The sequence below is a fragment of the Mycobacterium sp. NBC_00419 genome (genome assembly GCF_036023875.1).
GTDB lineage: Bacteria > Actinomycetota > Actinomycetes > Mycobacteriales > Mycobacteriaceae > Mycobacterium.
In genome coordinates, this window is the sequence record NZ_CP107931.1 from 3193292 (window position 1) to 3204915 (window position 11624).

Annotated in this window: 9 protein-coding genes; 3 read left to right on the top strand and 6 right to left on the bottom strand. The window is 66.9% G+C overall.

Going from position 1 to position 11624, the window contains the following annotated elements:
• Positions 1-2: 2 nt before the first annotated feature.
• Positions 3-611 carry a TetR/AcrR family transcriptional regulator gene (locus OG976_RS15205; RefSeq protein WP_328350207.1) on the bottom strand — a complete coding sequence of 203 codons (609 nt, stop codon included), beginning with the start codon at positions 609-611 and terminating at the stop codon, positions 3-5.
• Between the two features lie 95 nt (positions 612-706).
• On the opposite strand from OG976_RS15205, the gene OG976_RS15210 reads away from it, so the two are divergent.
• Positions 707-1957 carry a cytochrome P450 gene (locus OG976_RS15210; RefSeq protein WP_328350209.1) on the top strand — a complete coding sequence of 417 codons (1251 nt, stop codon included), beginning with the start codon at positions 707-709 and terminating at the stop codon, positions 1955-1957.
• Here OG976_RS15210 and OG976_RS15215 read toward each other — a convergent pair.
• On the bottom strand, positions 1923-2378 hold the full coding sequence (locus tag OG976_RS15215; protein WP_328350211.1) for an MOSC domain-containing protein: 456 nt from the start codon (positions 2376-2378) through the stop codon (positions 1923-1925). The two genes, OG976_RS15210 and OG976_RS15215, sit on opposite strands and share 35 nt — an antisense overlap.
• A gap of 42 nt (positions 2379-2420) precedes the next feature.
• On the opposite strand from OG976_RS15215, the gene OG976_RS15220 reads away from it, so the two are divergent.
• Positions 2421-3887 (top strand): peptide MFS transporter, encoded by a 1467-nt coding sequence (locus OG976_RS15220; RefSeq protein WP_328350213.1) that lies wholly within the window; start codon positions 2421-2423, stop codon positions 3885-3887.
• Here the strand turns inward: OG976_RS15220 and OG976_RS15225 are convergent.
• Genes OG976_RS15225 through OG976_RS15240 form a run of 4 tightly spaced genes read right to left on the bottom strand, consistent with a single transcriptional unit; the run spans position 3881 to position 10323 of the window.
• Positions 3881-7027 carry a long-chain-fatty-acid--CoA ligase gene (locus OG976_RS15225; RefSeq protein ID WP_328350214.1) on the bottom strand — a complete coding sequence of 1049 codons (3147 nt, stop codon included), beginning with the start codon at positions 7025-7027 and terminating at the stop codon, positions 3881-3883. The genes OG976_RS15220 and OG976_RS15225 overlap by 7 nt on opposite strands.
• Positions 7028-7050: 23 nt before the next feature.
• Positions 7051-8127, bottom strand: a complete 1077-nt coding sequence (locus OG976_RS15230; RefSeq protein ID WP_328350215.1) for an acyl-CoA dehydrogenase family protein — start codon at positions 8125-8127, stop codon at positions 7051-7053.
• Position 8128: 1 nt separating this feature from the next.
• The gene (locus tag OG976_RS15235; RefSeq protein WP_328350217.1) at positions 8129-9373 is read right to left on the bottom strand and encodes an acyl-CoA dehydrogenase family protein; all 1245 of its coding nucleotides are present in this window, start codon (positions 9371-9373) and stop codon (positions 8129-8131) included.
• Between the two features lie 14 nt (positions 9374-9387).
• Positions 9388-10323 (bottom strand): enoyl-CoA hydratase, encoded by a 936-nt coding sequence (locus tag OG976_RS15240; protein ID WP_328350219.1) that lies wholly within the window; start codon positions 10321-10323, stop codon positions 9388-9390.
• A 178-nt stretch (positions 10324-10501) separates the two neighbouring features.
• Between OG976_RS15240 and OG976_RS15245 the strand changes: the two genes are divergently transcribed.
• Entirely contained in the window at positions 10502-11611 is a 1110-nt protein-coding gene (locus tag OG976_RS15245; protein ID WP_328350221.1) for an LLM class flavin-dependent oxidoreductase, read from the top strand.
• The last annotated feature ends 13 nt before the right edge of the window (positions 11612-11624 follow it).

Below are 11624 nucleotides of genomic sequence, written 5' to 3' on the forward strand. Positions count from 1 at the left end.
CCTCAGATGTTGGCCGCCGCCCCGAGCGAGACGGCGGTGATAGTGGCGACCAAGGTGTCCTCGTCGGTGTCGATGTCCCCCTGCAGCCAGCCGGTGATCAGCTCGGTGGTGGCGGTGACCAGCGCTCGGGTCGCCAGCACCCGATCGACGTGGGGCTTGGGCCTGCCCGTGTACGGCAGACCGTCCGCTGCCATCAACTCGGTGAGGTCGCTGACGGCCCGTTGTTGACGTGCACGCAGCCGGGGGAATCCGGGTGATTCCATGTACAGGCGGGCGTCCGAGGGGTTGGACGCCAGCAGTCGCAGGGTGAGGCGCACCGAACGCTTCACCCGTTCGTCCATCGGGGCCGTGCGCACCACCTCCACCGCACCGGCGTAGATCCTGGTGTACAGATCGTCGGCGCAGGCGTCGAGCAGATCGTCCTTGGTCGCGAACTCCGCGTAGAAGTAGCGCTTGCTCAGGCCGGCCCGCTGGCAGACCAGATCGACGGTCAGGGGAGCGACGCCAACCTCGGCGACCAGCGCGCGTCCAGCGTCGAGCAGCCGCTCGCGGCGCTCCTGCGAGCGCTGCTGTGCGGTGAGCCCGCCGTAGGTGCGGCCGTCGACTGCCATGGGCACATCCTTGACCATTTGTGGCGCCGGTCATAATCTGGAACGAATTCGTTCTAGATTACGTCAGATCACCCGCCGGCGAGGAGCAACAACAGATGACGACACGGATCATGGACCCGGCCGGGCGCGTGCTGGCCGAACCAGCGGCCTACGCCGACGAGAAGCGGCTGCATGAGGCGCTGGCCCATCTTCGAGCCCACGCCCCGGTGTCCTGGGTGGACGCGGAGGGCTTCGACCCGTTCTGGGCCATCACCAAGCACGCCGACATCATGGACATCGAACGCCAGAACGACCTGTTCACCAACGATCCGCGGGCGGTGCTGCTGCCTACGGCGCTGGATGCGCAGATGCGCGCCGACCGGGAGGCCGGCATGGGCCTGGCCACCCTGATCCACATCGACGACCCGCATCACCGGGACCTGCGCAAGATCGGCGCGGACTGGTTCAAGCCGTCGGCGCTGCGTGTCCTCAAGGCGCGCTGCGACGAGCTGGCCAAGCGGTACGTCGACATCATGGTGGAGAAGGGGCCGGAACTCGACTTCGCTCAGGAGATCGCGGTCAACTACCCGCTCTACGTCATCCTGACGCTGCTGGGTCTGCCGGAGTCCGACTTCCCCCGCATGCTCGCGCTCACCCAGGAACTGTTCGGCAGCGAGGACTCGGAGTTCCAGCGTGATGTCGACCAGGAGGCACTGCTGGCCACGCTGATGGACTTCTTCGCCTACTTCGCCGCGCTGACCGCCTCGCGCCGCGAAACCCCGACCGACGATCTGGCCTCGGCCGTCGCCAACGCGAAGATCAATGGCGAGCCCCTCTCGGACATGGACACGCTGTCCTACTACGTCATCGTGGCCAGCGCTGGACACGACACCACCAGCGCCGGCATCGCGGGCGGATTGCTCGAACTGCTGCGCAATCCCGGCGAGCTGGCCCGGCTGCAGGGCGACCTCGGTCTGATGGGCACCGCGGTGGAGGAGATGATCCGGTGCGCGACGCCGGTGCGCGAGTTCATGCGCACCGCGCAGGCCGACACCGAGGTTCGCGGTGTGCCGATTGCCAAGGGCGAATCGCTTCTGCTGTCCTATGTTTCGGCCAACCGAGACGAGGAGGTGTTCGCCGACCCGATGCGATTCGACGTCGGCCGCGACCCCAACAAGCATCTGTCCTTCGGCTACGGCGTGCACTTCTGCCTCGGCGCCTCGCTGGCCCGGATGGAGATGAACAGCTTCTTCTCCGAACTGATCCCGCGGATCAAGTCCATCGAGTTCGCCGGTGAGCCCCAGATCGCCGCCAGCACTTTCGTCGGTGGCGTCAAGCACCTGCCGATTCGGTACTCGCTGCGCTGATCTCGACGGCATCCCCGACCCGGATCGTCCCGGATGTCAGCACCTGGCATGCCGAGCCGGCCCGGCGTCGCAACGCGGCCGCCGCCCCCGGCCCAACGCTGTCGTCGAGCAGTCGGCACGGCGCCGCCACCCGGACGACCTCGAGTTCGACGTCGCCGATGCGTATCCGGGTGCCGGGCCTGGTGGGAATCTCACCGGCGTCCACGGTGATGTTGCGTCGGGTGGCTCCCGGGTCGAACTCGTAACCGAGATCCGCTGCCGCGCGGTCGAGGAACTCCTGGGACTGGATGGTCACCTGCCGGCGCCGGGTGCCGTGGTAGCGGTCACCGACCAACCCCTTGCCGGCCTCGGCCTGCACCGCATCCACGGCCTTGACCGGCAGCCGAGTACCCGGGGCGACATGGATCGCGAGGACTTTCACGACCGGAGTTTATCGGCGGCGCTGGCGTGGCATGGTTGTCCGATGGCTGAACTCGCAGAGCGGGCCGGAAACCCCGCGCCTCGTACCCTCTTCGGGCATCCCATCGGTCTGGCGAACCTGTTCGGCGTCGAACTGTGGGAGCGCTTCTCGTTCTACGGGATGCTCACGATCCTCGGGTACTACCTCTACTACTCGCTGGCCGACGGTGGCCTGGCGCTACCGAAAGCGACGGCCACCGGCATCGTCGGCGCCTACGGCGGTCTGGTCTACCTTTCGACGGTCCTGGGCGGCTGGATCGCCGACCGGGTGCTCGGCATGGAACGCACCGTGTTCTACGGCGGGGTGGTCGTCATGTGCGGTCACATCGCCCTGGCGCTCCTGCCCGGGCTGTCCGGTGTGGCGGTCGGTCTGGTGTTGATCGCCCTGGGGTCCGGAGCGTTGAAGGCCAACGCGTCCTCGCTGCTGGGCACGCTCTACGAGGAGGGCGACCCGCGCCGCGACGGCGGATTCACCCTGTTCTATCTGGGTATCAATCTGGGGGCCTTCATCGGTCCGCTGATCACCGGCCTGCTGCAGACGAATCTCGGCTTCCACTACGGGTTCGGCGCCGCCGCGATCGGAATGGCGCTCGGGCTCGCCCAGTACGTCGCGTTCCGGCGCAACCTGGGTGAGTACGGCAGGACTGTGCCACACCCGTTGTCACGCACAGACTTCTGGCGCACCGCCGCCGCAGCAGCGGTGGTGCTCGTGGTGGTCGTCGTCGCGTTCGTCGTCGGTGTGATCACCTTGGCCAACCTGTCGCAGGTCACCACCGGCGTCATCATCGTGGCGTCGATCGCCTACTTCGCGTTGATGCTGAACAGTCCCCGGGTCGACGCGCTCGAGCGCACCCGGGTACGCGCGTTCATCCCGCTGTTCATCGCTAACGCGGTGTTCTGGTCGCTGTTCCAGCAGATCTTCACCGTGCTGGCGGTGTACTCCGACGAACGGATGAACTGGTCGATCTTCGGCTGGACGGCACCGTCGAACTGGATCGGCTCGATCGAGCCGGTGTGGATCATCCTGCTGTCGCCGCTGTTCGCACTGATGTGGACCAAGCTCGGTCGGCGCGCCCCGACCACACCCCGCAAGTTCGCCTACGGCGTCATCGGGATGGGCGCGGCGTTCCTGCTGTTCCTGCCGATGGCCGCGACGAGTGGGCGCAGCGTCCCCGCACTGCTCGTCGTCGCCATCATGGCGGTGTTCGCCGTGTCCGAGCTGATGCTGTCGCCAATCGGCCTGTCGGTGACAACTCAGTTGGCGCCCAATGCCTTCCGGGCTCAGATGATGGCGCTGTACTTCTTCTCAGTGGGCCTGGGTACCGCGATGTCAGGTGTGCTCGCGAAGTACTACGACGCCGACCACGAGGTGGCCTACTTCGGCATCCTGGGGCTGGTCGCGATCGCCGTCGGTGCGATCGTGTGGGTGGTGGCCCCGCGGATCAGCAGTCTCATGGAAGGCGTTCACTGAAGGCCGAGTAGCCGCACGGTGTCGGCGCGCATGTCGACCTTGCGCACCTTGCCCGTCACCGTCATCGGGAACTCGTCGACGATGTGGACGTAGCGCGGGATCTTGTAGTGCGCGAGCTTTCCGGCTGAGAACGCGCGCACCGCATCGGTATCCAGGCTGCTTGCCCCGGCTCGCAGCTTGATCCATGCGCAGATCTCTTCGCCGTACTTCGGATCAGGAACGCCGATCACCTGGACGTCGTCGATGTCGGGATGGGTGTGCAGGAACTCCTCGATCTCGCGCGGGTAGACGTTCTCGCCGCCGCGGATCACCATGTCCTTGATCCGGCCGACGATCTGGCAGTAGCCGTCCTGCCGCATCACGGCCAGATCGCCGGTGTGCATCCAGCCCTCGTCGTCAATGGCGTCGCGAGTCTTCTCCTCGTCGTGCCAGTAGCCGAGCATCACCGAATAGCCGCGGGTGCAAAATTCGCCGGGTTGACCCCGCTTCACCGTCGCTCCCGTGTCCGGGTCGACGATCTTGATCTCTACGTGCGGATGCGCGCGGCCCACGGTGGCCGTGCGCCGTTCGAGGTCGTCGTCGACGAGGGTCTGACACGACACCGGCGACGTCTCGGTCATCCCGTAGGCGATCGCGACCTCGGACATGTTGAGCTCGGCGAGGCAGCGCTTCATGATCTCCACCGGGCAGGGGGCCCCTGCCATGATTCCGGTCCGCAGCGAGGACACGTCGCGCTGCGCCAGGTCGGGATGTCCGAGCATCGCGATGAACATCGTCGGCACCCCGTAGAGCGCGGTGCACTGCTCGGCTTGCACCGCCGCCAGTGTCGCCGCGGCATCGAAGCCCGCCGCCGGGATCACCATGGTGGCCCCGTGGGTGGTGCAGCCGAGGTTGCCCATCACCATGCCGAAGCAGTGGTAGAACGGCACCGGGATACACAGCCGGTCGCCCGGGCCGAAGTTGATCAGCTCGGTGACGAAGAAGCCGTTGTTGAGGACATTGCGATGTGACAGCACCGCCCCCTTGGGCGAACCTGTTGTGCCGGAGGTGTATTGAATATTGATCGGCTCCGACGGTGCGAGGGAGTCCATCCGGGAGCGCAGCTCGTCCGCCGAGACCGCACCGGCCCGTTGCCGAAGCGATTCCCACTCGTCGGAGTCGATGAACACCACCTCGGCCAGCTCGGTGACCTCGAGGCGTACCTCGGCCACCATGCTGCGGTAGTCGGAGCCCTTGAATTCACTGGCCGACAACAGCATCCGCACGCCGGCGTGGCGCAGGACGTAGGCGAGTTCATGGGTGCGGTAGGCGGGGTTGATGGTGACCAGGATCGCCCCGACCTTGGCGGTGGCGTATTGGCTGATGACCCACTGCGCACAGTTGGGTGCCCAGATGCCGACCCGGTCGCCTTTGTCGATGCCGCTGGCCATCAACGCGCGGGCGACGAGATCGATCTCCTCGTCGAGTTCGGCGTAGGTCCAGCGATGTCCGCTGGGGACATCGACGAGCGCCTCGGTGTCGGGATAGGCCGAGGCGGTGCGCTCGAAGTTCGCGCCGATGGTCTCCTCGAGGAGGGGAACGTCGTCGGTCCCGGCGGCATAGGACCGCTGCCCGCCGTGCTCGTCGCGCAGCACGTTCTTGAGCACCTTGCCGCTCGCGTTGCGCGGCAGCGCCTCGACGATCTCCACATGCCGCGGCCTCTTGTACGCGGCCAGATGTACGCGGCAGTGCGCTTCGACGTCCGCACCGGTGGGTGGGTCGGCGGGATCACGCGGCACGATCACCGCCAGCGGCGTCTCACCCCAGGTCGGGTCCGGGATTCCGATGACGGCGACTTCGGCTATCTTCGGGTGCCCGGCAAGGACGTTCTCGACTTCGGCGCTGTAGATGTTCTCACCGCCGGAGATGATCATGTCCTTCTTCCGGTCCACCACGTAGATGTAGCCCTCCTCATCCTGCCGGACGAGGTCGCCGGAATGGAACCATCCGCCGCGAAGCGTTTCGGCGGTTTCGGCCGGCTTGTTCCAGTACTCCTTCATCACCAGCGGGCCGAGATAGACGATCTCGCCGACGGCTCCCGGTTCGACGTCGAGCATGTCGTCATCGACGATGCGCACCTCGACATTGAGCATCGGGGTCCCCACCGACCCGATCTTGCGGATCGCGTCCTCGCCGCGGAGCAGGCAGGTGATGGGGCTGCATTCGGTCTGGCCGAACGCGGCGATGATCTCGGCGTGCGGGAACGCGGCACTCATCTGCGCGAGCAGTGTGGTGGACGCCGGCGCGGCACCCCACCAGATCCGCCGCACGCCGGACAGGTCCCAACCGCTGAGTCCCTCCATGGCGCAGACGATCTGCCATTGCGCCGGGGTCATCCAGCACGAGGTCACCTGCTCCTCGACGACGGTGCGCACGATCGCTTCGGCGTCGAATCCCCCCGACGGCGGGATGACGACCTTGCCGCCGGTCAGAAAGGCCGGCAAGGTCCCCGACACCCCGGCGGTATGGAACAGCGGGGCGACGCCCATCCAGCAGTCGTCATCGGCACGGTGCCCCAGCGTGGCGATCGAACTGACCGCGTGCAGATACAGGTTGCGGTGGCTGAGCACCGCCCCTTTGGGGAAACCTGTTGTCCCCGAGGTGTAGACGATGAAGGCGGGATCCTCGTCGGCGGCATCGGCGGCGACGGGAGTCTGGGGTGCCGCGTCGATGACGTCGTCGAGGTCGCCCCCGATCGTCAGCACCGTGTGCACCGAGCCGGCCGTCGTCCGGGCCTGCTCGAGTACCGGCGCCAGCGCGAGATCCACGACGACGGCCACCGAACCGCTGTCGGCCAGTACGTAGGCGACCTCGTCGGCGACCAGCCGGAAGTTGATCGGCACCACGATCGCGCCGACCCGCATGGTGGCCAGCCAGGTCTCGACGACCTCGAGACTGTTGAGGGCCAGTATCGCCACCCGGTCGCCGCGGCCGATGCCGCGTTGGGTCAGCGCGTTGGCCAGCCGGGTCACCCGTGCGTCGAGTTCGCCGAACGTGACGCGGCGGTTCGGGTCGATGAACCCGACGTTGCCGGGCCGCACGCGGGCATGCCTGGAGAGGACGTCGCTGAGGGTGATTCCGGTGGACACCGAGGTCGTCATCGCTGGCTCCTCTAGATGGCGTGTTACAGGCCGACGCGGTCGGCAAGCAGCGCCCGATGGTGGGTGCTGTTGCCGAAAAGCGCTGCGGTGGTCTTGGCTCGGCGGAAGTACAGGTGCAGATCGTGCTCCCAGGTGAAGGCGATGCCCCCGTGTACCTGGATCGCCGAGCCCGCGCACAGGGTGAAGGTGTCGGCGGCCTGGGCCTTCACCAGCGGAGCGCTGACCGCCAACTCGTCGGGGTCCTCCGCGCTCATGGCCGCGTACATCACCGCGACGCGAGTCGCGTCGATCTCGATCATCATCTCCGCACACATGTGCTTGACCGCCTGGAACGTGCCGATCGGGCGGTCGAATTGCATTCTGCTGCAGGCGTAGTCGACGGACAGTGCCAGGCACGCCTCGGCGCCGCCGAGCATTTCGGCGGCCAGCAGCACCCGTGCGGTGTCCACCACCCGATCGATCTCGGACGGCGGCGCCGCCTCGAGCGGTTCGGCCTCGGCCCCTCGCAGCGTCAGGCGCGCGGCCGGGCGGGTGATGTCGAAGGAGCGTAGCGATGCGACCGTGGCGCCGGGACTGTCGGCGCGCACGGCATACAGTCCGACCTCACCGTCGGCGCACGCCGGTACGACGAACAGGTCCGCCACGTGACCGTGCAGGATCGGACCGCACACGCCATCGAGTGTGGTGCCGCCGGCCGTGCGGGTGGCTGTCACGGGTGCGGTGGCCGTCGCAGCGAACGCGGCGACCTGGTCTCCGCACGCCAGGCCCGGAAGCAGCCGGGCGCGCTGCTCCTCGTCGCCCATCCGCAGAATGGCGTGGACCGCGAAGAGATGGGTGGCCAGCGGCACCGGGGTCAGCGCCCGGCCCAACTCCTCCATGACGATCGCCGCCTCGGAAAGGGAGGCGCCCACTCCGCCGTACTGGACGGGCACGTGCAGTCCGGGTAACTCCAGCTCCCGGCACAGCCGCTGCCAGAGCCGTTCGTCATGACCGGCGTCGGTGGCCACTTCGCGTACCCGTGACAGAGGCGCGGCGTCCTGCAGGAAGCCGCGTACCGAACTACGGAAGTCCTCTTGCTCTGTGCTGTAACGGAAATCCATGTCAGCGGGGCTCTTTCGGTAGTCCCAGGAGCTTCTCGCCGATGACGTTGCGCTGAATCTGCGAGCTGCCGGCGTAGATCGTCGCCGCCCGTGCGTAGAGCAGCTCGTCGAGCCAGCACGATGACGAGTTGGGAGTCCCGGGGGCGGCAATGATCAGGGCCTCGCCGTTGCCCGACCCCTCGGGGCACAGCGCGTCGAGACCGAGGATCTCGACGGCGAGGTCGGTGCAGCGCCGGAAGTACTCGCTCCAGATCACTTTGTTGACCGCGGCCTCGGCGCCGGGCCGCTGCCCGTTCAGTAGCGCGGTCAACCCACGGTAGCCCTGATAGCGCAGGATCTGCACTCGCGAATAGCACCAGGCCAGTTCGTCGCGGACGTGGGGATCGTCGTGCACACCGCGGTCTCGGGCGAGCTGCCGAAGCCGGTCGAGGTCGCGGCCGAACTCGATTGCCGCCGTGGTGATCTGGGATCCCCGCTCGAAGCCGAGCACCGTCATCGCGGTTGCCCAGCCGCCGCCGACACCGCCGAGGACATCGGCGGCCGCGGCCCTGGCGTCGGTGAAGAACACTTCCGAGAACGAGGCGTGCCCGGCGGCGTTGACGATGGGCCGTACGACGACACCGGGCTGGTCGATCGGCACCAGCAGCATGGACAGACCCTTGTGCTTGGGTGCGGCGGCGTCGGTGCGCGCCAGCACGAAGATCCAGTTGGCCGTCGGGCCTGCGGAGGTCCAGATCTTCTGCCCGTTGAGCACCCAGTGTTGTTCCCCCGTCGCTTCGCTCGCCCCATCCCTGCCGTCGAGTACCGCTCGGGTCCGCACCGCCGCCAGATCCGATCCCGCGTCCGGCTCGGAGAAGCCCTGGCACCAGCGGTCTTCGCCGGTCAGGATGCGGGGCAGGAAGCGTGCCTTCTGGTCCTCGGTGCCCAGCGCGATCAGGGTGTTGCCCAGCAGGTCGATGCCGATCGAGTCGTTCTCTTCGCGTTCCGGCGCGCCGGCCCTGGCGAACTCCTCGGCCAGAACCACCTGTTCGATCACGGACAGCCCGCCGCCGCCGTATCGGGTGGGCCAGGACACGGCGACCAGGCCGCGGTCGGCGAGCAACTTGCGCCACCAGTGCCGCACTTGTGCGCGTTCGTCGGGCGCCAGCGCACCCGGTCCTTGCCATCCGGCGGGCAGGTGCTCGCCGAGGAATGCTCGGATCTGGTCGCGGAACGCGTGCGCTTCGATGGGGTAGTCGATGTCCACGTGTGCTCCGCGAGTCAGGGGCGGTGCTTGGCCGCGGGCAGGATCTCAGGCGCAAGCCGCCAGTCCTCGAGACCGTCCTCGACGGTCCCGATACCCAGCGGATTGCCGTTGCGCTCGGCCCAATGCGAGTGGTTGAGCTGATGCAGCGTGAAGCAGGCATCGAGGGCGGTGGAGAAGCCCATGGCGTCCACGGTCTGGTTCACCGATTCCTTGATCAGCAGTGCCGCGATGGTCGGCACCTTGGCGATCCGGCGGGCGAACTCAATGGTGCGGGCCGACAGCTCGTCGCTCGGGAAGACCTTGCTGACCATCCCGAGGGCGTGTGCCTCGTCGGCGCTCATCGAATCGCCGGTGAGCAGGAGCTCTTTTGCCTTGCGTGGCCCGAATTCCCAGGGATGGCCGAAGTACTCCACGCCACACATGCCCAGCCGGGTGCCCACTACGTCGGCGAAGGTCGTGTCCTCGCCGGCGACGATGAGATCGCAGCACCAGGTCAGCATCAGGCCCGCCGACAGGACCAGTCCGTGTACCTCGGCGATGGTGATCTTCCGTAGGTTGCGCCACCGCTTGGTGTTCTGGAAGAAGTAGTGCCACTCCTGCCGGTGCCGGGCATCGGCGCCGGTCAGCGTTCCGCCGTTGCACTGGTAGGTGGGGTGCTGACCGGGACCGGGGGAGCGCTCCCGGACGTCGTCGCTGGAGCCGAGATCGTGGCCCGCCGAGAAGCACGGTCCCGCACCGCGCAGGATGACCACCCGCACGGTGTCGTCCTCTTCGGCCAGTTCGAACGCCGTCCCGAGTTCGACGAGCATCCCCCGGTTCTGCGCGTTGCGCTGTTTTGGGCGATCCAGCGTGACGACGGCGATCCGGCCATCGTCGATCACGTCGTACTCGATGTAGTCGAAATGCTGCACCGATGCTCCCTTCCTCGCGGCGGCGGCCCTGCCGCGCAAGCAGCACGCTACGCGGGGTCTCCGCGCTATGTCCATAGCCAGTACGGCGATTTGGCGACAGATGAGAGATAAATTACGTAGCGGGATGCATCTTGCGTCGAGCCAAGTATCTTGCTAGTACTGTGGTGTACGTCGCAGTCGATACGTGCTTGTGCGGTCCCTAACGAGAGAGATTGAGATGGAAATCGGACTCTTCCTGATGCCGGCGCATCCACCGGAGCGCAGCCTTTACGACGCGACACAGTGGGACTTGGAGCTCATCGAGCTGGCTGATCAGCTGGGCTACGTCGAGGCCTGGGTCGGCGAACATTTCACTGTGCCGTGGGAACCGATCTGCGCCCCCGACCTGCTGCTGGCTCAGGCCCTGTTGCGGACCAAGAACATCAAGCTCGCCCCGGGCGCGCACCTGCTGCCGTACCACCACCCGGTCGAACTCGCGCACCGTGTCGCCTACTTCGACCACCTCGCGCAGGGCCGGTTCATGCTCGGCGTCGGCGCCAGCGGTATCCCGGGGGACTGGGCCCTGTTCGACGTCGACGGGCAGAACGGCGAGCATCGCGAGATGACCCGCGAGGCGCTCGAGATCATGCTCAAGGTCTGGACCGAGGATCAGCCCTGGGAGTATCGCGGAAAGTACTGGAACGCCAACGGTATTGCGCCGATGTTCGAGGGTCTGATGAAGCGGCACATCAAACCGTTCCAGGCGCCGCACCCGCCGATCGGGGTCACCGGGTTCAGCGCCGGCTCGGAGACACTGAAGCTCGCCGGTGAGCGCGGGTACCTACCGATGAGCCTCGACCTCAACGCCGAATACGTGGCCACCCACTGGGACGCGGTGCTCGAAGGCGCGGCCCGCTCCGGGCGGACACCGGACCGTAAGGACTGGCGACTGGTCCGCGAGGTCGTGGTCGCCGAGACCGACGAGCAGGCCTTCCGCTATGCCGTCGACGGCATGATGGGCCGCAACATGCGCGAGTACGTCCTGCCGACTTTCCGGATGTTCGGCATGACCAAGTTCTACAAGCACAATCCGTCGGTCCCCGACGAGGACGTCACACCGGAGTACCTGGCCGAGAACACCTTTGTGGTCGGATCGGTGGAGACGGTGGTCGACAAACTCGAAGCCACCTACGACCAGGTCGGCGGATTCGGTCACCTGTTGATTCTGGGCTTCGACTACCGCGACAACCCCGGCCCGTGGAAGGAATCGATGCGCCTGCTGGCCGAGGAAGTCATGCCACGTCTGAATGCCCGCATCGCCAAGAAGCCCGCTGGCTTAGTCGTCTGATCGAGATCGAAAC